The 24,395-nt window shown below is 71.0% G+C and carries 23 protein-coding genes; 7 read left to right on the forward strand and 16 right to left on the reverse strand.

What is annotated here, in order from left to right:
- The first annotated feature begins 79 nt into the window (after positions 1-79).
- Positions 80-703, forward strand: coding sequence for a TetR family transcriptional regulator (locus tag ACQHII_RS06525; RefSeq protein ID WP_427918328.1), 624 nt, complete (start codon positions 80-82; stop codon positions 701-703).
- Between the two features lie 94 nt (positions 704-797).
- Here the strand turns inward: ACQHII_RS06525 and ACQHII_RS06530 are convergent, their stop codons facing one another.
- On the reverse strand, positions 798-1,559 hold the full coding sequence (locus ACQHII_RS06530) for an SDR family oxidoreductase (RefSeq protein WP_427918329.1): 762 nt from the start codon (positions 1,557-1,559) through the stop codon (positions 798-800).
- 232 nt (positions 1,560-1,791) lie between these two features.
- Here ACQHII_RS06530 and ACQHII_RS06535 point away from each other — a divergent pair, with 232 nt between their 5' ends.
- Positions 1,792-2,694, forward strand: a complete 903-nt coding sequence (locus ACQHII_RS06535; protein ID WP_427918330.1) for a helix-turn-helix domain-containing protein — start codon at positions 1,792-1,794, stop codon at positions 2,692-2,694.
- Positions 2,695-2,710: 16 nt separating this feature from the next.
- Here ACQHII_RS06535 and ACQHII_RS06540 read toward each other — a convergent pair whose 3' ends face one another.
- Both ACQHII_RS06540 and ACQHII_RS06545 read right to left on the reverse strand, forming a co-directional pair.
- Entirely contained in the window at positions 2,711-3,292 is a 582-nt protein-coding gene (locus tag ACQHII_RS06540) for a helix-turn-helix domain-containing protein (RefSeq protein WP_427918331.1), read from the reverse strand.
- A 90-nt stretch (positions 3,293-3,382) separates the two neighbouring features.
- The gene (locus tag ACQHII_RS06545; RefSeq protein ID WP_427918332.1) at positions 3,383-3,799 is read right to left on the reverse strand and encodes a MarR family winged helix-turn-helix transcriptional regulator; all 417 of its coding nucleotides are present in this window, start codon (positions 3,797-3,799) and stop codon (positions 3,383-3,385) included.
- A 239-nt stretch (positions 3,800-4,038) separates the two neighbouring features.
- Between ACQHII_RS06545 and ACQHII_RS06550 the strand changes: the two genes are divergently transcribed.
- The 3 genes from ACQHII_RS06550 to ACQHII_RS06560 all read left to right on the forward strand — a co-directional run bounded on the left by ACQHII_RS06550 (position 4,039) and on the right by ACQHII_RS06560 (position 7,723).
- Positions 4,039-5,163: an NAD(P)-dependent alcohol dehydrogenase gene (locus tag ACQHII_RS06550; RefSeq protein WP_427918333.1), complete on the forward strand. Its 1,125-nt coding sequence runs from the start codon at positions 4,039-4,041 to the stop codon at positions 5,161-5,163.
- Positions 5,163-6,608: an aldehyde dehydrogenase gene (locus ACQHII_RS06555; RefSeq protein ID WP_427918334.1), complete on the forward strand. Its 1,446-nt coding sequence runs from the start codon at positions 5,163-5,165 to the stop codon at positions 6,606-6,608. Before ACQHII_RS06550 ends, ACQHII_RS06555 begins: the two co-directional genes overlap by 1 nt.
- Positions 6,609-6,736: 128 nt before the next feature.
- Positions 6,737-7,723, forward strand: a complete 987-nt coding sequence (locus ACQHII_RS06560; RefSeq protein WP_427918335.1) for an aldo/keto reductase — start codon at positions 6,737-6,739, stop codon at positions 7,721-7,723.
- 18 nt (positions 7,724-7,741) lie between these two features.
- Here ACQHII_RS06560 and ACQHII_RS06565 read toward each other — a convergent pair whose 3' ends face one another.
- The 13 genes from ACQHII_RS06565 to ACQHII_RS06625 form a co-directional block, all read right to left on the reverse strand.
- A complete protein-coding gene (locus tag ACQHII_RS06565; protein ID WP_427918336.1) occupies positions 7,742-8,650 on the reverse strand; it encodes an alpha/beta hydrolase in 909 nt (302 codons plus the stop codon).
- A gap of 142 nt (positions 8,651-8,792) precedes the next feature.
- A complete protein-coding gene (locus ACQHII_RS06570) occupies positions 8,793-10,256 on the reverse strand; it encodes a UbiD family decarboxylase (RefSeq protein ID WP_427918337.1) in 1,464 nt (487 codons plus the stop codon).
- A 78-nt stretch (positions 10,257-10,334) separates the two neighbouring features.
- Entirely contained in the window at positions 10,335-10,988 is a 654-nt protein-coding gene (locus ACQHII_RS06575; protein WP_427918338.1) for a non-oxidative hydroxyarylic acid decarboxylases subunit B, read from the reverse strand.
- Positions 10,989-11,197: 209 nt separating this feature from the next.
- Complete coding sequence (locus ACQHII_RS06580; RefSeq protein WP_427918339.1) at positions 11,198-12,793, reverse strand: sodium:solute symporter family transporter; 1,596 nt, start codon at positions 12,791-12,793, stop codon at positions 11,198-11,200.
- The gene (locus ACQHII_RS06585; protein ID WP_427918340.1) at positions 12,790-12,963 is read right to left on the reverse strand and encodes a hypothetical protein; all 174 of its coding nucleotides are present in this window, start codon (positions 12,961-12,963) and stop codon (positions 12,790-12,792) included. The genes ACQHII_RS06580 and ACQHII_RS06585 overlap by 4 nt, the downstream gene beginning before the upstream one ends.
- A gap of 1,530 nt (positions 12,964-14,493) precedes the next feature.
- Positions 14,494-15,582 (reverse strand): aldo/keto reductase, encoded by a 1,089-nt coding sequence (locus ACQHII_RS06590; RefSeq protein WP_427918341.1) that lies wholly within the window; start codon positions 15,580-15,582, stop codon positions 14,494-14,496.
- A 59-nt stretch (positions 15,583-15,641) separates the two neighbouring features.
- Positions 15,642-16,613, reverse strand: coding sequence for an aldo/keto reductase (locus ACQHII_RS06595; protein ID WP_427918342.1), 972 nt, complete (start codon positions 16,611-16,613; stop codon positions 15,642-15,644).
- A gap of 27 nt (positions 16,614-16,640) precedes the next feature.
- Positions 16,641-17,015: a DUF2255 family protein gene (locus ACQHII_RS06600; RefSeq protein WP_427918343.1), complete on the reverse strand. Its 375-nt coding sequence runs from the start codon at positions 17,013-17,015 to the stop codon at positions 16,641-16,643.
- A 46-nt stretch (positions 17,016-17,061) separates the two neighbouring features.
- On the reverse strand, positions 17,062-18,459 hold the full coding sequence (locus ACQHII_RS06605) for an MFS transporter (protein ID WP_427918344.1): 1,398 nt from the start codon (positions 18,457-18,459) through the stop codon (positions 17,062-17,064).
- A gap of 120 nt (positions 18,460-18,579) precedes the next feature.
- Complete coding sequence (locus tag ACQHII_RS06610) at positions 18,580-19,347, reverse strand: glucose 1-dehydrogenase (protein WP_427918345.1); 768 nt, start codon at positions 19,345-19,347, stop codon at positions 18,580-18,582.
- A gap of 37 nt (positions 19,348-19,384) precedes the next feature.
- Positions 19,385-20,401, reverse strand: coding sequence for a zinc-dependent alcohol dehydrogenase family protein (locus tag ACQHII_RS06615; protein ID WP_427918346.1), 1,017 nt, complete (start codon positions 20,399-20,401; stop codon positions 19,385-19,387).
- 267 nt (positions 20,402-20,668) lie between these two features.
- Positions 20,669-21,076: a (R)-mandelonitrile lyase gene (locus ACQHII_RS06620; RefSeq protein ID WP_427918347.1), complete on the reverse strand. Its 408-nt coding sequence runs from the start codon at positions 21,074-21,076 to the stop codon at positions 20,669-20,671.
- A 64-nt stretch (positions 21,077-21,140) separates the two neighbouring features.
- Positions 21,141-21,467: a carboxymuconolactone decarboxylase family protein gene (locus tag ACQHII_RS06625; protein ID WP_427918348.1), complete on the reverse strand. Its 327-nt coding sequence runs from the start codon at positions 21,465-21,467 to the stop codon at positions 21,141-21,143.
- A gap of 150 nt (positions 21,468-21,617) precedes the next feature.
- Between ACQHII_RS06625 and ACQHII_RS06630 the strand changes: the two genes are divergently transcribed.
- The gene (locus ACQHII_RS06630) at positions 21,618-22,502 is read left to right on the forward strand and encodes a helix-turn-helix transcriptional regulator (protein ID WP_427918349.1); all 885 of its coding nucleotides are present in this window, start codon (positions 21,618-21,620) and stop codon (positions 22,500-22,502) included.
- 272 nt (positions 22,503-22,774) lie between these two features.
- Complete coding sequence (locus tag ACQHII_RS06635; protein WP_427918350.1) at positions 22,775-24,385, forward strand: tannase/feruloyl esterase family alpha/beta hydrolase; 1,611 nt, start codon at positions 22,775-22,777, stop codon at positions 24,383-24,385.
- The last annotated feature ends 10 nt before the right edge of the window (positions 24,386-24,395 follow it).

Below are 24,395 nucleotides of genomic sequence, written 5' to 3' on the forward strand. Positions count from 1 at the left end.
TGGGCGGAGTGGCGCGTGATCAGCCACTCCCGCATTAATGGTACTCCGTCCCAAAAATGCTCTGACCTAGGATCGGACGATGACCGCCGCCCCCTCCCGCCGAGGACGACCACCCGCTTCGTCCCGTGCGGCACTCGAAGAGGTCGCCTTCGAACTCCTCCTCCGCGACGGCTACGAGGCGACGACGATGCAGGCGATCATGACGGCGGGCGGCGTCGGACGCTCGACGCTGTTCCGCTACTTCGGCTCGAAGGCCGGGATCGTCTGGGGCGAGTTCGACCGCGCCGTGGAGCGGCTGCGCTCGGCGCTCCTCGACGCCGACGACGCGCCCGTCATGACGGCCGTGCGGTCCGCGGTCGTCCGGTCGACACGCCTCTCACAGGAGGCGGCACCGCACTCCTGGCTGGACCGTTTCCGGGTGCTCGACCAGGACGCCGCACTCGTCGCGGAGACCGCGGCGCACTGGCGTGTGTGGGCCGAGACGGTGAGCGGCTATGTGGGCGAGCGCACGGGGCTCGACGCGGGCGCCCCGGTTCCGGCCGCGGTCGGCGGGGCCGTGCAGGCCGCCTATGTCGCGGTGCTCCGGCAGTGGGCCGCGGCGGACAGTACGGCCGGGGCGGTCGACGTCGACGGACTCGACGACGCGCTCCGCCCGGTCACCGACGCGTTCCAGACGGTCCTCGACGCCGGGTGCCGCCCATGAGGCTCAGGACGGCGCCGGGACCGGTCGGGTGGCGCACGGCGGGAGCGCCGGTCGCGTCGGTGCCGCGTCTCCACGCCTCGGTCGGCCGACGTGCTCACCCCCGGCCGGGGAGCATCGCGAGCGCCTGTGACCGCTGGGCGACCAACTCGTCGTAGGTGCCGTCGCGTTCGGCCCAACGGTGCATCAGCACACCCTCGACCAGGATCTCGCGCGGAGTGGGGTCGGCGCCGAGCAGCTCCATCACCTCGGTGGCGAACGCGGTCAGTTCGAGCGCGCGGGGGTTGCGCAGCAGCTGCTCCGGCGTGGTGGCGACCGCCGGGGGGACCAGTTCGGTCACCTCGATGCCGGTGCCGTCCAGCTGTGCGCGCAACGCCTCGGAGTAGGCGTGCACTCCGGCCTTCGAAGCGGCGTACGTCGGCATGACCGGGAACGGCAGGAACCCGATGCCCGAGGTGACCGTGATGACGGTGCCGCTGCCGCGTCCGATCAGGTGCGGGGTGAACGCGTCGATGACACGGATGGTGCCGAGGAGGTTGGTGTCGATCGTCCGGTGTGCGGCATCGAAGTGCGCCGGATCGCGCAGGTCCTCCGGGACGCCGATGCCGGACATCGTCACGATCGTGTCGAGGCCGGGGTGGCTGTGAAGGATCGTGTCGCGGGCACCGTCGACGCTGTCCTGGTCGGTGACGTCGATGGGAACGGTGGCGAACCCCTCTGCGGCGAGCCGGTCGAGCAGGTCGGTTCGCCGGCCGCCGATGACGACGGTGCTGCCGGCCGCGGCGAAGCGGCGAGCGAGTTCGCGACCGATTCCGGAGGTGGCGCCGGCGATGAAGACGGTGCGGCGGGTGATGTCCATGGGTTGCTCCTGTTCAGGGCACGGCGGCGCCGGGCGCGCCGACGCGGTCGATGAGGGGGCGGGTCCCGGTTCGCGGGCGCGCTCGGCTCAGCCGAGGTGACCGCGTGGCTCCCCTCCCGTACGGCGACACCGTCAGTGTCGATCCGCTCGCCGGCCGGAGGCAGTACCCCCGTCTTCCGTGGTCCTGACAGGGCCCCCTCAGCCGAGCTGGCCCTGAATTACGCTGCCGACCATGAGCGACGACGGCCACGCCAACCTGCTCGGCGATTACCTCCGTGCCCGGCGGGCGCTGGTCACTCCGGAGCGGGCCGGACTTCCGGCCGGTGCGAACCGCCGCGTCACCGGACTGCGCCGTGAAGAGGTCGCCCTGCTCGCGGGCATCAGCGCCGACTACTACCTTCGGCTGGAGCGAGGCCGCGACCGCAACCCCTCACCGCAGGTCCTCCAGTCGCTGGCGCGGGTCCTGCACCTCGACGAGTTCGAACAGGAATACCTCCTCGGTCTGGCCGCTCCGCGCCAGAAACCTCGGCGGCGCCGCAAGCCGGAGCATGTGCCCGCGCGGCTGCATCAGCTCCTGAGCGGCGTCCAGGTTCCCGCGTTCGTCGAAGGGCGCGCGTACGACGTGCTGGCGTCCAACCGGCTCGCGGTCGCGCTCTCGCCGCGCCTGCGGCCCGGGTACAACCGTCTGCGGTCCCTGCTGCTCGATCCCGAGGAACAGGAGTTCCAGCAGGACTGGACGCGCTCCGCGGAAGGGTTCGTCGCCGCCTTCAGGAAGTCCGTCGGCGACGACGTCGACAACCCGCGGTTCGTCGAGCTGGTGGGCGAGTTGGCGCTGTCGAGCGAGCCGTTCCGGACTCTCTGGGCACGCCATGACGTCCGCGGCCTCGACGGCGGTACCACCACCGTGAACCATCCGGTCGTCGGTGCGCTGCGCCTGCACCGGGAAAAGCTCCCGGTCGACGGTCTGCTCCTGGTCCTCTACTACGCCGATCAGGGCAGCGAGAGCGACGAGAAACTGCGCCTCCTCGCGTCCATGGCCCAGGAAGCGCCCACCGGGAAGCGCGGCGGATCACCGACGGCCGAACCGGACAGCCGGCTCGAACCCCACCGCGACCCGACCGTCGAGCACGACTAGTCCCGCATCGCGGGGTTCACTCCGGGTCCCCGCCGTGGGTCCGCGCGAGGTTGGTGCCACCGGTGCCCGGCTGCACGCGCGGCACACTCACCACGATGTGGATCAGGCTCTCGCCGCCGTCGAGTGATTCGTAGATGTGCGGCCGGTCGCCCGGGTAGCGCACGAAGTCCCCGGCCGACAGCTCCACCGGACTGTCGACGGGCCCCACCCGCACCCGTCCGCTGATGACGTACAGGTGCTCCAGGGTGCCCACCGGATGCGGCTCCGAAGGCTTGCGCGTCCCCCGCGGGTCACTCGCGACGCGCACCAGGTAGTTCTCGATGACACCGGAGCCGTAGACGTGGTCCAGCGACCGGGACTCGTATCCCTCGTGCTGCCGCCAGACCACCTCGTCGGCCCGCTGCACGGCCATGACCTGCTCCCGCTCGGCCACCAGTCGCGTGACGGGCACGCCGAGGGCGGTCGCGATGGAGAAGAGTGTGTCGACGGTGGGGTTGCCCGTCCCCTGCTCCAGCTTCGACAGCGTCTGCTTGGCCAGTCCCGCCTGGCGGGCCAACTCGGCCAGGGACAGCCCCCGCTGCTCTCTGAGAAGGCGCACGTTACGCGCCACCACGCTGTTTCCTGAGGACACGCCACCACTCTATGTGACCGCCGCCCCGCCGATCACGGGCGAGGGGGCACCCGCTTCTCAGGCACCGGGCCGTTCCGCGGTGCTGATCCGCTGGAGGACCTCGATGAACGTGGCCCGCATCTCGGCGGGAATCCCGCCGAGGACATGCTCGTCCACCGACTCGCTCAGCGGCCCGATCCGTTCCACGGACGCCACCCCCGCCTCGGTGAGGGTGAGCAGTTTGCGGCGGCGGTTGGCGGGGTCGACCCGGCGGTCCAGCACCCCGCGCTGCTCCAGCCGGTGCACCAGCGGGGCCAGCGTGGCGAAGTCGATGCCGGTGATCTCGCCGAGCCGGGACTGGTCGATGCCGGGCCGCTCGCGGATTGTCATCAGCACCGCGTACTGCGGCGGGGTGACATCGCCCACGACGCTGTTCCACTGGGCGGCGTAGCTCTGCAGCGCGCGCCGGAGCAGGTGGAGCGGCGACTCCAGCAACGCCTGCGGTCGGTCCTGGTCGGTGATGACGGGCTCCCTGGGACGAGCGGGGTGGGGCCCGATTCTGTCAGAGGTGTGCCGCTGTCGCCGTACACGAACTGTTCGTGCGCGTATGACGGGCGAGGCGTCCCTCCGACGCCCCTCCCGCGTCCCTCCGAATGTCCAGGATCTGAACACTTCGCCACCTGCGCGCGGCCCTACCTTGCCGGTCAGGGACATACCGGCGAAGGAGCCGCACCATGCACATCACAGCCGCACTGACCGAGACGAAGGGCGCCCCCTTCACCCTCGCACCGCTCGACCTGGACGATCCACGGCCGGGAGAGGTCGTCGTCAGGCTGGTGAGTTCGGGCGTGTGCCACACCGATCTGATCGTCCGGGACCAGTGGTACCCGGTGCCGCTGCCCGCCGTGCTCGGCCACGAGGGCGCGGGCGTCGTGGAGACGGTCGGCGACGGCGTCACCTCCGTAGCACCCGGCGACCACGTCGTCCTGACGTTCAATTCCTGCGGCCGGTGCCGTATGTGCGTCCAGGGCCGCACCGCGTACTGCGACCAGTTCTTCGCCCGCAACTTCGCGGGCACCCGCGCCGACGGCAGCACTCCCCTGCACCGGGACTCGGGGGACGTGCACGGTGTCTTCTTCGGCCAGTCGTCGTTCGCCACCCACGCCCTCGCGGGCGAGGGCAACGTGGTGAAGGTGGACCCGGCCGCTCCGCTCGAACTGCTCGGCCCGCTGGGCTGCGGCGTCCAGACCGGCGCCGGTGGGGTTCTCAACACGCTCCGCCCGCCGGCTGGCAGCAGCATCGCCGTGTTCGGTGCCGGCTCGGTCGGCCTCAGCGCCGTCATGGCCGCCGTCGTCGCGGGCTGCACCACCATCGTCGCCGTCGACCTCAACGAGCAGCGGCTTGAGCTGGCGAAGGAGGTCGGCGCCACCCACGTCGTCAACGGCGCCGAGGGCGACACGGTGGAGCGCCTGCGCGAGATCACCGGCGGCCTGGGCGTGGACTACAGCCTGGAGACCACGGCCGTCCCGGCCGTGCTGCGCCAGGCCGTCGACGCCCTCAACCAGGGCGGCACCTGCGGCCTGATCGGCGCCGCAGCGCCCGGCACCGAGGCGTCGATCGACATGTCCGCGCTGCTGTTCGGCCGCAGCCTGCGCGGCATCGTCGAGGGCGACAGCGTGCCGCAGGTGTTCATCCCGAAGCTCGTCGACCTGTACCAGCAGGGGCGGTTCCCCTTCGACAAGCTGATCAGGACGTACGCCTTCGAGGACATCAACCAGGCCGTCGAGGACTCCGAGAAGGGCACGACCCTCAAGCCTGTCCTCACCTTCGAAGCCTTCGGCAACGGGGGAAGTCTGTGATGGACCTGCGCTACGACACCCTCTACATAGGCGGCGAGTGGATCCACCCCGCCACCGACCGCACGATCACCCCCGTCAACGCGAGCACCGAGGAGCCCCTCGGCCAGGTGCCCGAGGCCACTGAGGCGGACGTCGACACCGCGGTGTCCGCAGCCCGCGCGGCCTTCGACGCCCCCTCGGGCTGGGCGAGTTGGGAGCCCGCCCGGCGTGCCGAGGTGATGGACCGCCTCGCCGACGCCATCGACAAGCGGGCCGCCGGATTCGTCGAGCGAGTCAGCGCCCAGAACGGCATGCCGATCGCCGTGGCCGGCCAGCTGGAGGCCGGCTACCCGAGCGCCGTACTGCGCTACTACGCGGGACTGGCACGCCAGTTGACCGTGACGGAGACAAGGGCCGGTCTCTTCGGCGGCTCCGTCGAGGTCCGCAAGGCGCCGGTCGGCGTCGTCGCGGCCGTCGTACCGTGGAACTTCCCGCAGGTCCTGACCATGTTCAAGATCGCACCCGCGATGGCGGCCGGCTGCACCCTGGTCATCAAGCCCTCGCCCGAGACCGTGCTGGACGCCTACCTGTTGGCCGAGGCGGTGGAGGAAGCCGGGGTTCCGGCCGGGGTCATCAACATCGTCCCGGCGGGTCGCGAGGCCGGCGCGTACCTCGTCTCCCACCCGGCCGTCGACAAGGTCGCCTTCACCGGCTCCACCGCCGCCGGCCGGAACATCGCCGAGGTGTGCGGACGCCTCCTGCGCCCGGTCACCCTGGAACTGGGCGGCAAGTCCGCCGCGATCGTCCTGGACGACGCCGACCTGAACCTGGCCGAGATCGGCGAGGGGCTGTTCGGCGCCACCCTTCTCAACAACGGCCAGACCTGCTTCGCCGGCACCCGCGTCCTCGCTCCGCGCAGCCGCTACGCCGAGGTGGTCGACGTCTTCACCGCCTTCGCCGGCTCCCTGACGGTGGGCGACGCGAGCGACCCGGCGACGCAGATCGGACCGCTGGCCACCGCCCGCCAGCGCAAGCGCGTCGAGTCGTACATCGCCAAGGGAAGCGGCGAGGGCGCCCGCCTGACGACCGGCGGCGGACGCCCCGACGGCCTGACGCGGGGTTGGTTCGTGCAGCCGACGGTCTTCGCGGACGTCGACAACGACTCGACGATCGCCCAGGAGGAGATCTTCGGCCCGGTCCTGTCCCTCATCCCCTACGACGACATCGACGACGCCGTCCGTATCGCCAACCACTCCGCCTTCGGGCTCGGCGGCACGGTGTGGACGGCCGACCCGGAGCGCGGCGCGTCGGTCGCCCGCCGGGTCCATACCGGCACGATCGGCGTCAACCGTTACCTCCCCGACCCTGTCGCCCCGTTCGGCGGAGTCAAGGCGAGTGGGCTGGGCCGGGAGCTGGGCCCCGAGGGACTGGCGGCCTACCAGCAGACGCAGACCGTCTATCTGTGAGCGCCCCGTACGCAGGAGGGGTGTACTGCCGGTACACGTAACGATGCGGTCCTTCCACGCGCCGGTGAACCGGGTTTTCATCGGCGCGTGGCACCGCACCACCGCTACCGCTTCCGGGAGGACACACGATGCACACCCGCACGCTCGGCCAGGGTCTGAAGGTCTCCGCGATCGGCCTCGGCTGCATGGGCATGTCCCAGAGCTACGGCCCCAACCCCGGCGACCGCCAGAACATGATCGGCGTGCTCCGTGCCGCCGTGGACCACGGCATCACCTTCTTCGACACCGCCGAGGTCTACGGCCCGTACGTCAACGAGGAGTTGGTGGGCGAAGCCCTCGCCCCCGTCCGGGACCAGGTCGTCCTGGCGACGAAGTTCGGCTGGCGCATCGAGGACGGCAAGTCCACCGGGCTCGACAGCCGCCCCGAGCAGATCAAGCGCGTCGCCGACGCCTCCCTGCGCCGGCTGCGCAGCGAGACGATCGACCTCTTCTACCAGCACCGCGTCGACCCCGACGTGCCCATCGAGGAGGTCGCCGGCGCGGTCGGCGAGCTTGTACAGGCGGGCAAAGTACGCCACTTCGGCCTGTCCGAGGCCGCCGCGGACACGATCCGCAAGGCCCACGCCGTCCATCCCGTGACCGCCGTACAGAGCGAGTACTCCCTGTGGACCCGCGACCCGGAACCCGAGGTCCTGCCCACGCTCGCCGAACTCGGCATCGGGTTCGTGCCGTTCAGCCCGCTGGGCAAGGGCTTCCTCACCGGCACGGTCGACACCTCGACCGCGTTAGCCGAGGGCGACGTCCGCGCCACGATCCCCCGCTTCAGCGAGGAGAACCGGGCGGCCAACCAGGCTCTGGTCGAGCACGTCGCCGCGCTCGCCAAGGCCAAGGGCGCGAGCCCCGGGCAGGTCGCCCTGGCCTGGCTGCTCGCGCAGCAGCCGTGGATCGCCCCGATCCCCGGCACGCGACGCGTGGAACGCCTGGAGGAGAACGCTGGCGCCACCCAAGTCGCCCTGTCCGCCGACGAGATCGCCGACCTCGACACGGCGGCGGCCCGCCTCGGCGTGCACGGCGACCGCTACAACGCGCTGCACATGGGCCTGGTCGGCCGCTGACCCACCGCCCCGGAACCCCTACGCCGGGGCGGTGAAGGCCGCCCGGAGCTGCTCGGCCATCAGGTCGAAGACGGGACGGACCGTCTCGGGCGGTCCGTTGTGGGTGAAGAAGTGGTCGACGCCCTCCACCATGCGGTGCACGACGGGGACTCCGGCGGCGGCCAGCGCCTCGGCGTACGCGTCGCCCTCGTCCCGGAGCAGGTCGTACTCGGCGGTGATGACCAGGGCGGGTGGCAGGTCGGCCAGGTCGGTGGCGAGACCGGGTGACGCCAGTGGGTCGCGGCGGCGGGTCGCGTCGGGCAGGTAGGTACTGGTGAAGATGCGGGACAGCAGCGGCGAGATCAGCGGGCGTCGGGTGCGGGCGTGCTTGGTGGCGGGGTCCGCGGCCAGGTCGAGGGGGGCGTAGTCGATGATCTGGAGCAGCGGAGTGAAGGTGCCGTGCTCCCGGGCCGTACGGCACACCCCCGTCGCCAGTGCGCCGCCCGCGCTGTGGCCGCCCACCGCGAGCCGTCCGCCGTCCCAGCCGTGCTCGGCGGCCCCCTGCTTCGCCGCCCACTCGCAGGCCTCGTACGCCTGGACGGGTGCGGTCGGGAAGCGGTGCTGCGGCGCGGTCCAGTAGTCGATGTTGAGGACGACGCAGCCCGCCTCGGCCGCCAGGTGACGGCAGATGTGGTCGTCCTGCTCCGGGTGCCGGACCACGTAGCCGCTGCCGTGGAAGTTGACGAAGACCGGGGGCGCCTCTCCGGCCAGGGCGGGGTCGGGGCGGTAGATGTCGCACCGTGTGGATCCCACGGAGGTCGGGATCTGCACGGTCACGGGCGCGGGCAGGTCCTGGCCCGCGAAACGGAGGTCGTCCGACACTCTGACCATGCGGCTGCTCAGGAGCGTCTGGACGAGCCTCGCGGCGATGTCGTGCGTGATGGCCATGGAAGGTCGCCTTCAGGTCGGGGCGGGTGGTTCGGAACGGCACACGGTGGTGCTCCCACGCGCCCCGGCGCCACCGCGCGTGTCGCGGTGTGGCACGCGCGATGGCGTCGGCAGGGTGGGAGCACCACCGTTCTCCCTCTTCTCAGTTGGGCCAGTTCTCCAGCACCTGCTGCTGGACCTGCGCCGGGAAGAGGTGGGCGAAGGAGCTGCGCGGTTCGCGGCCTTCGTCGGCGGCGGGCAGCAGGGCGTCGTAGGTGACCTTGTCACCGGTCCACGCGTGCCGCTGGTCGAAGGGGTAGCAGGACAGCAGGGGGAGGATCTTGCCGGTGCGGACAATGCGCCGTTCGGTGGGGTGGACCCGGGTGGCCAGCGCCCACATCAGCTCGCCGACGTCCGAGGCCTCGACGTCGTCGTCGAGGACGAAGATGCGCGGGACCAGGTATTCGAAGCGCTGGGCGGCGATGACATCGGTGATGCGCTGGGCGAGTTCGCCGGTGCTCACGCCAGGCAGGGCCGTACGCCAGTCGGCGGCGACGCTGACGACGAGGAGGTGGGAGGCGCCTTCGAAGGGCTCCCAGGCCGTGGTGATCGGCAGTCCGGCGGCGCGAAGTTCGGCGAGGGCTTCGGCGGCGAGGGTGAGGCCGGTGGCCGTGTGGTACTCGTCGACGGGCTCGCCCTCGACGACGGTCGGCCAGATGGGGTCGTCGCGGTGAGTGATGGCCTCGATGGTGTAGACGGGCTGGAGAGAGGTCTCGTTGGGGCGGTAGCCGGAGAACTCGCCCATCGGGCCCTCCACGCCGGTGCGTTCGACGGACAGGTGCCCCTCGATCACGATCTCCGCGCTGGCCGGGACCTGAAGGTCGACGGTCTCGCACTGCACGAGTTCGAGCGGCTCGCCGAGCAGCGCGCCGAGGTAGCCGGACTCCTCCACGCCGTCCGGGAGCGGCATGCCGGAGATGAACGGCAGGGCCGGCTCGCCGCCCTGGACGAGGGCGAAGGGCATCGGCTCGCCGCGGTCGGCCCACTGCTGCCAGACGTGGGCGATGTGCTGCGGGTGGAGCACCAGGCCGGTCATGTGCTTGCCGTCGATCATCATGATCCGGGCGATCGACCAGTTGGTGAAGCTGCCGTCCGGGGTGCGGGCGATGATCGTGCCCCAGGTGTTGACGTAGGGGCCGCCGTCGCCCTCGTGCAGCAGGGGCGTCGGGAAGCGGTCGAGCGCGGCCTCCTCGCCGAGCAGGATGTTCTCCTTGCACGGCGCGGTGTCGACCAGCGTCGGCGGAATCGGCTCGCGGGTGCGGGCGGCGGCGAGGGCCTCGGTGATCTCACGGGCGGTCGCGTCGGCGGACAGCCCGAGGGACAGGGCGATCCGGGCGAGGGGCTTGCCCGGGGCCGAGCTGAGGGCGCCGGGGGCGCCGAGCAGCCGGTAGCCGGGGGCGGTGCCCTTGATGTTGGTGAACAGCGGGGCGGAGGCCGTGGTCTCGTACGAGTGGCGGATGATCGCGCCGACTTCGAGGTGGGGGTCGACCAGGCGGTCGACGGTGCGGACGTCGCCGAGTTCTTCCAGGGCGGCGAGGTAGGCGCGCAGGTCCTTGATACGGGGCACGGGAATCCTTTCGGTCGGTCCACCGGAGGTGGACGTCAGGGAGGAAGGAGGGGGGGAGGAAGGGAAGGGAGAGGGGGCTCAGCCGGCTGCCCGGTGCGGTCCGGATCCGAGGGTGCCCGGATCGGGGAGGGCACAGGCCGCCGGGCGGAGCGAACGGTCCGCGCGGGCCGTGGCGGGCCCCTGCCAGCGCACGGCGCGCTCGCTGTCGAGACCGAACTGGTCCATCACCCGGGCCACGATGTGGTCGACGATGTCGTCCACGCTCGCCGGCTTGTTGTAGAACGCCGGCATGGGCGGCAGGATCGTCACGCCCATGCGGGACAGGGCGAGCATGTTCTCCAGGTGGATCGTGGACAGCGGGGTCTCCCGGGCGACCAGGACCAGGCGGCGCTGCTCCTTGAGGACCACGTCCGCGGCCCGGGAGATCAGGTCGCTGCCGTAGCCCGCGCGGATGGCGGCCAGGGTCTTGGCGCTGCACGGCGTGATGACCATGCCGTCGGTGCGGAAGGACCCGCTGGAGATGGATGCCGCCTGGTCGTCCGGGCCGTGCACGGCGTCCGCCAGCTTGGCCACGTCGCGAGCCGTCCAGTCGGTCTCCAGCTCGATGGTGGCGCGGGCCCAGCGGCTCATCACCAGGTGGGTCTCCACATCGGGCTGGTCCCGCAGCTCCTGCAACAGCCGGATCCCGAGGACCGCCCCCGTGGCACCCGTCATACCGACGATGAGACGCATGGCGACGACCTTTCGTACACGAATCTTTCGTGTACGACAATACGCCTCATGCGCATGGAGTCAAAGCGCCCCGCCGCTTTCCGTCCGGGGACGCGGAACGGCCCGCCGCCTGTGAGGGCGACGGGCCGTGGAGACAGAAGTGTGCGGTTGTGGACCTTGGGGCCCGCCCGGGTCCGGTGACCCCGGGCTCGGGGCCGGACCCGGAGCCGTCAACCCCATTCCCTGGCGGCGCCCAGGGCTTCGGCGGTGCCTTCTTCGGCACGGGACGGCCAGGTCAGACGACTGCAGGCCCACCCGAGCAGGAAACCCACCGGAACGGACACCAGGGCTATGTGCTGCATCGGGAACCAGTGGAAGTCCTGGTTCGACAACAGCGCGCCCGGGCTTCCGGAGACGCTCGGGCTGAAGAGCTCCAGTACGAGGCAGAACGCGAAGGAACCGTAGAGGGTCGCGTACAGGCCCGCCCGTGTGAAGTCCTTCCAGAACAGGCTGTAGGCCAGCGCCGGCAACACCGTGGAGGCCGCGACAGCGAACCCGAACGAGGTCAGGGCGACGATGCTCCACGAACCCAGTTCCACCGCCAGGAGGAGTCCCAGGGCACCGGACCCGACGATGAACCAGCGGGCCAGCGAGATTTCCCGGAGCGTTTCGCCCTTGCCGCGCCATTTCGACGAGGAGTACAGGTCGTGGGCGAGCGATCCGATGGCGAGCGTGAGGCCGGAAGCCGTGCTCAAGGACGTCAGGAAGACCGCGCAGGAGACGAGACCGAGCAACGAGCGGCCGGTGCCGTCACCGCCCACGGCCTCCGCCAGTTGGAAGAGGGCGGCGACGTTGCGTTGTCCTTCCAGGGTGAGGGACCCGCTGGCGACCGTCGCGGCGGCGCCCAGTCCCGCCAGTGTGGCAAGAGCGGCGAACACTGCGAGGACGACCGTCGCGGTCGTAACTCCCTGACGAACGGCTCGCCCGTCGCGGAACACGTTCAGGCGCATGACCACATGGGGCAGGACGGCCGACCCGAAGGCCGCGGTGACACCCAACGACACCGTGTCCAACAGGCCTGCCGTCGAGTCCCCGTACAGCCGCCCGGGAGAGAAGTAGGACAGCGAGTCACCACTGTGCCGGCCCGCGCTCTCCGTGACCGCGCTCAGATCCCACTTCGCCCGGTTCAGCACGACGACGGCGAGCACCAGAAGGGCGGCCAGGACGAGGACGGTCTTGACCGCCTGGATCATGCTCGTGCCCCGCATACCGCCGATGGCCGCGAACATGATGATGAGCAGCCCGATGAGTATCGTGCAGAACTGGGACGCCGACCCGCCCTCCAGACCGAGGACGTACGCCGTGGCGTTCCCTGCGACGGTGAGCTGGATGACCGTCATCAGAATGCAGATCACGAGGGTGATGGTCCCTGCCGCGAGCCGGGTCCCGTCGCTCGGGAAGCGGCGCGCCAGGATGTCGCCGAGGGTGAACTCGCCCGCGGCCCGGAGCCGTTCCGCCATCAGCAGCAGAATGGGCGCCGTCATGGTCACGCTGGCCGCGATGACCATTCCGTCGAAACCGCCGATGGCGACCCCGCTGACGGTGGCGAGAAGGGCGCTCGTGGGAATCCAGTCGCCGCACAGGGCCAGCGTGTTACGGAAAGTCGAGATCTTCCTGTTGGCGACGAAGAACTCGGACGCGCTGTCGTCGTTCCCGATTCCCACGACGAGGCAGAGCAGGAACGAGAAGACCAGGACCAGCATGAACGCGGTGAGCGGTGAGAAGAACTCGCCGAGTTCCGCCGCGATGAACTGGGGAGAATTCATGCGCGCCCCACCGCCTCGCCCTCACCGGCGGACCTGTTGTAGCGCAGCACCGCGATGATCAGGGCCAGGTTCTGGAGGATCAGTACGAGCATGCCCAGTGTGATGGGGCCTGCCACGCCGCGTCCGAGCCGGTCCCCCAGAGCCAGAACGGCCAGGGGAATCGCGGCCACGGCTACGAGGATGACGACGAGGAGACGGATTCGCGGCCTTCCCGTCATCAGGGGAGTTCCAGGTGGCGCATGCGGATACTCCGACGGGCGGACCGGACCTTCGCCCGTGCCGGGTATGGACATTGCGTTGACTCCTTATGGCTGTGATCGTTCAGCAGTCACGGGAGGCCACGTTGCCGGAGGCTCGCCGAGCGGTGGCGGCCGACAGGTGGCGTCGTCGTGGTTTCTGCCGGTCGGCGACGCTCCGCCGGGGATGCGGAGGCCGCCCTTGCCGAGAATCGGCACGGCACGCCGTCGAGTTGTGGAGAGGCGCGGGCTCAGGAGATGCCGGCACCCGATCGCCGGCTGCGGTCGTGGCGTTCACTCCGTCCCGGTGTTGTGCTCGGCCCCGGCCACGCAGCGCGGTTCGACCTCGGCGAGCACGACCCCGGTGGGGAGTCTGTGATGAGCGGGGTGCCGGCCGGTGAGCGCGGTACGGGGTCACGGCGACTGAGGGCTCCGGGGACGACTGCTCATCGACGGGGCCTCCTGCGGGCCGCGCTCGGTGCCGTCATTCCAGCGTGGCGAGGGAGTTACGGGGAGTGCGTGTGCCAAGGGGCGGCACAATTACGGGTCAACGCCCGGGAAACGTGAGCAAAGCGGCGCTACGACCGCCTGTTCGCAGGGGGTCGATCGCCACACGAGAGGCGATGAGCCGTCGGGGGTCTGCCGTCAGGGGCACGGCCGACGGCGGACGCGGCAGCCTGCTGACCGGCCAACTGCACCTGCCGCGGGCCGGATGACCGCGCCGCGCGGATCAGGGGACCGCTCGAACCGGGTTCCGGCACGTCGCGGGCGCCGGGCGTGGACGACATCCCCGTCCCCGTCCCCGCGACCCGCCCTGTCCGCCCTGTCCGGTCGTCCTGGTCCCCGGGGAAACCCACGGGGTGGTCGACGTCCTGACAGATCGTCTGCCGCGGGGCCCGGGCCGGGCGGGTGCCTCAACACCCTCGACACCGTCAACACCGTCGTGCCGCGACACGTGCGTCGACCGTGCGTCGGACACCGGTAGAACGGTCTCCACGAGAAGCGGTGCCGACCCCGGCCCGGCCGGTCGGTCCGCCGCGTGCCTTGTCCGGAGCGGCAGTTCGCCGCAGGTCGCGGGAGTGTCACCGCGCCCGGGCCGCCGTCTCGTCCCCGTCGTCCCCGCGTGGACCGGCGCCATGGCTGCCGGGCTCCCCCGCGCTGGAATTCCAGCGGTGCGAAGCGCGTCGGGGAGACCGGACGGACGGTCTCTCCGCGGACGCGCGGGAATCGGCCCGACGGCGAACGCGTCAGCCGCCACCCCCAGCGGCCCTCCGCGGGCGCGCGGGAATCGGATGCCGCGCCGCCGTTCGCGGATGGCGCGGACGGATATCCCCTCGGACGCGCGGAAATTCGGGATGCGGCGTCAGAGGGGCGCCCACGTCGAGACGACACGACCCGGCCGTCCGGCTCTCGCGGAGCGGGACGGCCGGGTCGTGCACAGTGAGGGAGACGCGGAACCCCGGGCTACGGGCGCCCGGTGGTGTGGTCGGCGCCGTTGCCGATCAGGTCGCCGAGGGCCTGGGCACCACCCTGGAGTCGGCGGTCTCGCTGGCTGGTGCCGAACGCGCCGTAGGGGTAGCCGCCCGGGGTGGGTGCGCTGACCTTGTCGAGGGCGGCGGTGGCCTCGGCGTCCAGGGTGAGGGCGGCGGCGCCGACGCTGTCGTGGAACTGCTCCAGGGTGTGGGCGCCGAAGATGGGGGCAACCACGCCGGGGCGGTTGGCGATCCAGCTCAGAGCGACCCGGGCGGGGGTGCTGCCGCTCTCCTTGGCGATGCGGACGACCTCGTCGATGACGGCCCAGTTGCGGTCCAGGGACGCGTACTCGGCGGACACCCACTGGTACAGCTCGTTCGCGGACCCGGCGCGGGTGTTCGGGGCCGGTGCGACACCGCGCGTGTACTTCCCGGCGAGGAAGCCGCCGGCCAGCGGCGACCAGGGCAGCAGGCCGATGCCGTTGTGCAGGGCGGCGGGGACCATCTCGAACTCGCTCTCCCTGGACAGCAGGCTGTACTGCTGCTGGAGGGTGAGCGGGACATGGACGCCCATCGCCTTGGCCGTGGAGACGGTCAACTGGAGCTGCCAGCCGGTGAAGTTGGACAGACCCGCGTAGTGGATCTTCCCGGCGCGGGCGGCGTCGTCGAGGAAGGAGAGGGTCTCCTCGACCGGGGTGTGCGCGTCCCAGCCGTGCATCTGGTAGAGGTCGACGGTCTCCACGCCGAGGCGGCCCAGGGAGGCGTCCAGGGCGCGGGTGAGGTGGCGGCGGGAGAGGCCGAGGTCGTTGACGTCGGGGCCGGTGGTGAAGCGGCCCTTGGTCGTGAGGACGACGCGGTCGGTGATCTCGCGGGGGCGGGCGGCCAGCCAGCGGCCGATGATCTGCTCGGAGAGGCCGCCGCCGTAGACGTCGGAGGTGTCGATCATGTTGCCGCCGGCCTCGATGAAGGCGTCGAGCAGGGCGAACGACTCCTCCTCGGTGTTCTCGGTGCCGAAGTTCATGGTGCCGAAGGCCAGCTTGGAGACGGCGAGGCCGGAGTTGCCGAGGGTGCGGTACTGCATGGGTTTCTGAACGCCTTTCTGCTGTGCGGGAGTTGGGCCGCGGATCCGTGATGCTGTGTTCAGAACCAGGAAGGCCCGGCGTTGGTGTACGGCTCCTGAAGCGCTGCCGCTTCCTCGTCCGAGAGCCTCAACGCGAGGGCATCCACGGCCTGTTGGAGGTGGTGGGACTTGGTGGCTCCGACGATGGGCGCGGAGACGAGCGGGTTGCGCAGCACCCAGGCGAGGGCGATCTGCGCCATGGGAACGCCACGGGCTTCGGCGAGTTGCTCGACGGCGTTGATGACGGGCTCGTCGTATTCGCTGTCGAAGGCCTGTACGACATGGTCGGTGGAGGAGCGGGTGCTCTGTTCGCCGACGGGACGGGCGAGGCGTCCCTTGCCGTTCGGGGAGTAGGGCACGAGTCCCACGCCCATGTCGCCGCACATGGCCATGAGTTCGGGCTCGTCCTGGCGGCGCAGGAGGTTGTACTGGTTCTGCATGGACACGAAGCGGGTCCAGCCGCCGAGGTCGGCGGCGTGCTGGAGCTTGGCGAACTGCCAGCCGTACATCGACGAGGCGCCGAGGTAGCGGACCTTGCCCGCCTTGACGACGTCGTGCAGGGCCTCCATCGTCTCCTCGACCGGGACGTCGTCGTCGAAGCGGTGGATCTGGTAGAGGTCGATGTAGTCCGTGCCCAGGCGGGCCAGGGAGGCGTCGACCTGTTCGAGGATCGCCTTGCGGGAGAGGCCTTCACCGCCGGGACCGTCGTGCATCGGGCCGCGCACCTTCGTGGCCAGGACGATGTCCTCGCGCCGGGAGTACTCGCGGATCGCCCGGCCGACGAACTCCTCGGAGGTGCCCGCCTGGTAGACGTTCGCGGTGTCCCAGAAGGTGATGCCCAGCTCGACGGCCTGCCGGAAGAACGGCGCGGCCTTCTCCTCGGTCAGCGCCCACGGATGGGCTCGGGGGACGGTCGGGTCGCCGTAGCTCATGCAGCCGAGGGCGAGGCGGCTGACCTTCAGGCCGGTGGTACCCAGACGGGTGTACTCCATGGTGACGCTCCTTTGCGGCTACTGCGCCTACGCGGCAGGGGTGATGCGGACGGTGGTCGAGCGGGGGCCGCTGCGCAGCATCGGCTCCAGGTAGTCGCTGGCGGCGTACTTGGTGCGGTAGGCGTCGTCGACCGCGTCGAGGACGGTGTCGTCCGCCGGGGTGAAGGCGACCTCGTGTTCCGTGCCCGCGATGCGGATGCGGCCGGTTTTCCGGGACGACGCCGCTTGGTACCAACGGGAGTCGGGGCCGTTGTAGGGCCGGGCGTAGAGGTCGCCGCCCGCGACGACGGACCAGATCCAGGTCGGTGTGCCGTAGGTGCGGCCGTCCTCGCGGTACGGCGAGATGTGCAGGTCGTCGGCGGCTGCGAATGCGCGCAGTTGCGCTTGGTCCCAGGTGCTCATGGTGGGTTCTCCGTCCGCAATAGGGGGTGATGTGCCGGCGCCTGTGTCAGCGGTTCGCAGCTCCGCGCCGTTCGGGAAGCACGTTCGCGGTCGCGGTGGCCATGACGATCACCGCGGCGATGAACAGGCTCGCGCGGAGACCGGGCAGGGGGTCCGTCCGGCTCGCGAGAAGGGCTCCGAAGGCGGCCACGGCCAGGGCGCCGCCGATCTGGCGGCTGGTGTTGAACACCGCGCTCGCGACGCCGGAGCGGTGGGCGAGGACGTTCTCCAGGAGCAGGCCGGTGGTCGGCTGCATGGCCAGCGGCCCGCAGCAGCCGATCGGGATCATCACGAGAGCGATCAGCCAGACCGGCGCGGAGGCCGGGAGGACCGCCAGCACGGTCAGGCTCGCGCCCATCAGGAGGAAACCGCCGACGATGGGCACGCGCGGGCCGTACCGCTTCGTGAGCCGCGCCGTGGGCACGCCCAGGAAGGCGGAGAGCGCGGCCATGGGCAGGAAGGCGAGACCGACGGCGAGCGCGGACAGGCCCCGCTCCTGCTGGAGGTAGAGGCTGTAGAGGAAGACCGTGCCGTTCAGGGCGGCGATGAACGCGAAGCCGTTGGCGGAGGCGATCCGCATCGTGCGGGAGCGCAGGAGGTCCAGCGGGACCATGGGGTGCTTGCCGCGCACCTGGGCCGCGCCGAAGACGGCCGCCGCCACGACCGCCACTGCGAAGGCGACGAGCACCTTCGGGGCGCCGAAGCCGTCGGCGCCGGCCTCGATCGCGGCGAAGGTGAGCGCGCCCAGCGCGGCCACGGCGGCGACCTGCCCCGTCCAGTCGAACGGCACCGGCCGACGCGGGGAACGCACCGCACGCGCCAGCATCAGCAGTGCCACGAGCCCGACGGGCAGATTGACGAAGAAGATGATCCGCCAGCTGGCCAGGGACAGGGCGCCGCCCGAGACCGGTCCGGCCGCGGCGGCGACGGACCCGGTGATGGTCCACACCGCGATGGCCCGCGCGCGCCGGACCGGGCCCGGGAACGCCTCGCGGATCAGGGAGAGCGAGGCGGGCAGCATCGTCGCGGCACCCGCTCCCTGCACCGCGCGGGCGGCGATCAGCACGCCCACGCTCGGCGCCAGGCCGCACGCCGCCGAGGCGGCGACGAACACGGCCAGGCCGGTGCCGAAGGCACGGTGGGCGCCGATGCGGTCGCTGATGGATCCGGCGGACAGCAGCAGCGCGGCGAACATGAGCGTGTAGCTGTCCAGCACCCACTGGAGTCCGGTCATCCCGCCGCCGAAGTCGTCGCGGATCGCGGGCAGGGCGACGTTGACGATCGTGGCGTCCAGGGTGATGACGAAGAAGCCCAGCACGGCGGCCGCGAGCGCGGCGGTGGCCGCGCCGCGCGAACCTGCGACGTCACCGGTGGTGGACGACGACGTGGCGAGGGGGACGGACATGACGGGTGGTCTCCTGGAACGCGTGGGCGGGGAGAGAATCGTGCCGCGACCGGGCCGAGGCCCGGCGGCATGGAGAACGGGAGTGCGTTGGTGCCTCGGCAGCACGGAACGGCGGGCTGATCAGCTCGTGGTGTATCCGCCGTCGACGGGCAGCGCGACTCCGACGACCAGGCTCGCTGCGGGGCTGCACAGCCACAGCACGGCCGCGGCGACCTCGTCGGCCCGGCCGAGCCGTCCGATCGGCTGCTGCTTCATGATCTCTGCCATGGCCTCGGCCTGGCCTTCGAGCATGTCGGCGACCATCGGGGTGTCGATCACGCCGGGGCACACCGCGTTGATGCGGATGCCCTTGGGGGCGTACTCGACCGCGGCGCTCTTGGTCAGGCCGATCACACCGTGCTTGGACGCGTGGTAGGCGGCACGCTCCGGCAGGCCCACGAGGCCCCCCAGCGAGGAGCAGTTGACGATGGCGCCACTGCCCTGCTGCCGCATCCGGTGCAGTTCGTGCTTCTGGGCGGCCCAGACGCCGCGCAGGTTGACGGCGTTGACGCGGTCGAAGTTCTCGGCCGTCTCGTCGGCCGCGTCGCTGGGCGGGACCTGGATGCCGGCGTTGTTGAACGCCATGTCCAGACGGCCGTAGGCCGCGACCGCGCGGTCGACCATGGCGGCCGCCTGCGCTTCGTCCGTGACGTCGCAGGCGACACCGATCGCCCGGTGACCGGCCGCCGTCAGTTCCTCGGCAGCGTGCTGTACGGCCTTCTCGTCGATGTCGGCCAGGACGACGGCGGCACCGGCCTCGGCGAAGGCGCGGGCGGTGGCCAGCCCCATGCCGGAGGCCGCGCCGGTGACGAGGGCCACCTGGTCATGGAAGTCGTAGGTCGGGGTCATGGGAGGTGGTTCCAATCGTGGATCGTGGGCCGGCAGGTCAGGGGCGCAGCAGCGTCTTGATGGCGCGGCGCTCGTCCATGGCCAGGTAGCCCTCGGCGGCCTCGTCCAGCGGCAGGGTCAGGTCGAAGACCTTGCCGGGCTCGATACGGCCGTCGAGGACGCGGTCGACCAGGTCGGGCAGGAAGTGCCGTACCGGCGCGGGGCCGCCGCGCAGGGCGACGTGGGAGTAGAACAGCTCCTCGCCGTTGACGGCCACGCCGTGCGGGACGCCGACGAAGCCGACGTTGCCGCCGGGGCGGGTGGAGTGGAGGGCCTGGCTCATCGATTCCGGGGTGCCGACGCACTCCAGGACGGAGTCGGCGCCGATGCCGCCGGTGAGTTCCTTGATCCGGGCGACGCCCGCCTCGCCGCGCTCCACGACGATGTCGGTGGCACCGAACTCGGTCGCCAGCTGCTGCCGGGAGGCGTGCCGGCTCATCGCGACGATGCGCTCGGCGCCGAGTTCCCGGGCGGCGATGACGCCGGACAGGCCGACCGCGCCGTCCCCGACCACGACGACCGTGGAGCCGGGCTTGACCTCGGCGGCGACGGCCGCGTACCAGCCGGTGCCCATGACGTCGGAGAGGGTGAGCAGGCTCGGCACGAACTTCTCGTCTGGCTGCCCGTCCAGGGCGACCAGGGTGCCGTCGGCGAGCGGGATGCGGATGTACTCGGCCTGGCAGCCGCCCACGAACTCCCGGTGCGGGCAAGAGGTTTGATAGCCGGCACGGCAGATCGGACAGGTGTTGTCGGAGGCGAAGAAGGAGCCGATGACGAACTGGCCCGGCTTGATGTCCTTCACCTCGGCGCCGGTCTCCTCGACCACGCCGACGTACTCGTGGCCGATCGGCGTGGGCCGGGCGACCTCGTTGATGCCGCGGTAGTCCCACAGGTCGGAGCCGCACACACAGGCGGCGACGGTCCGGATGACCGCGTCGGTGGGGGCGAGGATCTTCGGTTCGGGGAGGTTCTCCACCCGGATGTCACCGGGGGCGTGGATCACGGTTGCGCGCATGGCTCATTCCAGAGTGAGGGGAAGGTCGAACGGGAGGGATGTCGGCTGCCGGAGCCGGGCGAGGGGAACGAGTCGGCGTTCCGTCGGCTCGCCCGGCGGCGTGGGCTGCATGTCGGGGTGAGGCGGCCGGTGGCACTCGGCGTCGTATCGGCCGTCACGGCGTTGTCGGGGTGGCAGACCGTGGTCCGGCGTGCGTGGTCGACGCCGTCGTGCAGGTCTGCCACCGGTCGCGTCCGGCTCCGAAGCCCGCGCTCCGGTCGGCTGTGATCAGTGCGGGGTGCGGGTGCTGGTGCGCGGGCCCCCGTACTCCGCGTCGGTGACGTGCTCCAGCCACTCGACCTCGTCGCCCTCCCACAACGCGAGGTGCTCCATGAACTGGTCCGGAGTGGCGCCGTGCCAGTGCTCCTCGCCGGGCGGGCAGCCGATGGTGTCGCCCGGGTGGGCCTCGATGACCACGCCGTCGCGGGTGCCGACCAGGGCGACGCCGGACACGACGTGCAGGGTCTGGCCCAGGCCGTGGCTGTGCCAGGCGGTGCGGGCACCGGGGGCGAAGCGGACCATGTTGGCCCGTGCCCGGGAGGGCTCCTCGCCCCGGAGGATCACGTCCGCCCAGACATCACCGGCGAACATGTGCGGGGGCAGCTTCATCGTCGCGGGCTGCTTGAGGATCTCCATGGTGGTACGTGCTCCTTGCGTCAGCGTATTGAGGATTGAGGGGGGACGTGCGAGTGAGAGTGGGTCAGGCCTTGCGGAACAGTTCCCGCGCCACGTTCAGGGCGGACATCGCCCGGGGCCAGCCGGCGTAGAACGCCATGTGGGTGATCGTCCCGATGATTTCCTCCTCGGTGACGCCGTTCTGCCTGGCCAGCGGGATGTGGAAGGTGAGCTGCTCGCTGCTGCCGCTGGTGATCAGGCTGGCCACGGTCACCAGGCTGCGGTCCCTCGGGGACAGCTCCGGGCTCTTCCACTCCTGCCCGAACAGCACGTCCTCGCTGTATCCGGCCAGCGCGGGAGCGATGTCCCCGAACAGCCGGCGCGGGCCCTGGGGCTGGGTGTTCTCCGTCATCGTGCATGTCCTTTCCAGCGCGGCGCATCCTGCGCCACCACCGATGAAACTGCAGGTCACACGCGCGTGGAAGGACTCGTTGATACGTGTACTGCCAGTACACCCCACGCCCGGAGACACCGCCCGGCCAGCCGACGTAGCCTCGAAGGCATGGACAACCGAAGCGAGGTACGCGAGTTCCTGACCAGCCGCCGCGCCAAGATCACGCCCCAGCAGGCGGGACTGCCCGCCCACACCGGCAACCGGCGCGTCAAGGGACTGCGCAGGGAAGAAGTCGCCCTGCTGGCCGGCGTCAGCGCCGAGTACTACGCCCGGCTGGAGCGCGGCAACCTCTCCGGTGTCTCCGAGACCGTCATCGACTCACTCGCCCGCGCCCTCCAGCTCGACGAGGCCGAGCGCGCCCACCTCGACGACCTGGCGCGTACCGCGAACACCACTCGACGCCCGCCGCGCCGCCGGGCCCAGCCCATCCGGGCCAGCCTGCAGCACCTGCTCGACGCGATGACCGAGGCCCCGGCCTTCATCCGCAACGGCCGCCTCGACATCCTGGCCACCAACCGGCTCGGCCGCGCCCTGTACGCCCCGGTCTTCGCCGACCCGGCCCGGCCCGTGAACCTCGCCCGGTACGAGTTCCTCAACCCCGGCGCGGCCGACTTCCTGCCCCAACTGGAGGCCCAGGCGGCCGGAGCGGTGGCGCTGCTGCGCACCGAGGCCGGACGCGACCCCTACAACCGGGACCTGACCGACCTCATCGGCGAACTCTCCACCCGCAGCGAGAAGTTCCGCACCCTGTGGGCCGCCCACGACGTACGGCTGCACCAGACCGGCGTCAAGCGCTTCCACCACCCCGCGGTCGGCGACCTCGCCCTCCCCTTCGAGGCGATGCCCATCCCCACCGAACCCGGCCTCACCCTCACCGCGCTCAGCGCCGAACCCGGCACCCCCGCCCACGACAGCCTCCAGCTCCTGGCCAGTTGGGCCGCGACCCTCGACCAGGACACCGCGGCCGTCGGCGACAGCGAACAGAGCGCATAACCGAGCCGCGCCAAGCCGCCACCGGCCCCTCCTCGGCGGAACCTTCATTCATGACGGCGTGCCTCCAATGAAAAGCCCTGTCCGAGCCGATTTCTGTTCCCGACCCGGCATTCAGTCACCGCGGCGAACCATTGGGACGTCGCCGATATCAATGACACCCCAGGCCAGTCCTGGGGGAATTACCGAGGCCGCGCGGGCAGGCGGTTGCTAGGTTCTCCGCGTTTTCTCACTCCCGTCAGGTCGTCGAACACGGCCTTCCAGTCTGGAGCACGATGAAACGCTCGCTCACCCTGTGCTGCGCCGTACTGGCCGCGTCCATGCTCACCGCGCCGGCTCGAGCCGGCTCCGACACCCCGGCCGGCACCTCTCCGGAGGCAGCGTGCCGCCACATCGCGGCGCCCACGGTGCCGGGTGCCGTCGTCGAGTCGGTCACCGCTCGCGTACAGCCGGCCGGTGACGTCTCCGGCGGGTCCGGCTCCGCGACCGTCACCTCGGTGCCGGCCGTGTGCGATGTGACCGTGGTGGTGTCGCACCCCGGCGTCGGTGACCATGTGAGTACTCGGGTGTGGTTGCCGTTGTCCTCGTGGAACGGCAGGTTCCAGGCGACCGGCGGTGGCGGCTACCTCGCGGGCGGCGGCGCGACGGCTCTCGCGGCGGCCGTGCAGACCCACTACGCGGCCGCGACCACCGATGCCGGGGTCGGCTCCGACAACAACGCCCTGAGCCCGGCCAGTTGGGCACTGAATGCCCAAGGCCAGGTCAACACAGGGCTGTTGGAGAACTTCGCCGGCCGTTCCCTGCACGACATGGCGGTCATCGGCAAGCAGCTGACGGCGGCGTTCTACGACCGCCACTCCTTCTACTCGTACTGGAACGGCTGCTCCACCGGCGGACGGCAGGGCCTGATGATGGCTCAGCGCTACCCGCACGACTTCGACGGGATATCGGCGGCGGCTCCCGCGATCAACTGGGACCGCTTCATTCCCGCGGAGCTCTGGCCCCAGGTCGTGATGAACCAGGAGCACGACCTCCTCAGCTCCTGCGAGCTGAACGCCTTCACCCAGGCTGCGATCAAGGCCTGCGACGCCGACGACGGGGTCACCGACGGCGTCGTCGACGATCCGGACCACTGCGGTTTCGACCCCCGCACGCTCATCGGCACGACGGTGGTGTGCGCCGGCAGGACGCTCGTGATCAGCGCCGAGGACGCGAAGGTCGTCTCCCTCATCTGGCAGGGCCCGGTCACCGGCAGGGGCCAACGCCTCTGGTACGGCCTCAACAGGAGCGCCCCGCTGACCAGCCTCGCCGGCACCACCGCGACGTCCGACGGAAGCCTCACCGGCGCCCCGTTCCCGATCAGCGACAACTGGTTCAAGTACTTCCTCGCCCGCGACCCGTCGTTCGACACGTCCACCCTCAGTTACGCGGACTTCGAGCGCTACTTCCGCCAGTCGCAGCGTGAGTACAACCGCGTCATCGGTACGGACTCCCCGGACCTGAGCGCGTTCAAGGCAGCCGGCGGGAAGATGGTCACCTGGCACGGCCTGGCCGACCCGCTGATCTTCGCCGAGGGAACGGTCGACTACCGCAAGCGCGTCGAGCAGGCCATGGGCGGCGCCCGGCAGGTCGACTCGTTCTACCGTGTCTTCCTCGCCCCCGGCGTCGGCCACTGCGGTGGCGGCAACGGCCCGGTGCCCACCGACCCGCTGGCCGCCGTCGTCGACTGGGTCGAGCACGGCAAGGCCCCGCAGACCCTGCCCGCGGCCACCACCACGGCCGGCGGCACGGTCGTCACCCGCAACCTGTGCCGTTACCCCCTGCACGCCCAGTACCGGGGAGAGGGGCCGACCACGTCGGCCGACAGCTACACCTGCCGCCGCTGAACCACGGCGC

It is taken from the genome of Streptomyces sp. cg40 (assembly GCF_050320165.1).
Lineage (GTDB): Bacteria > Actinomycetota > Actinomycetes > Streptomycetales > Streptomycetaceae > Streptomyces > Streptomyces hokutonensis.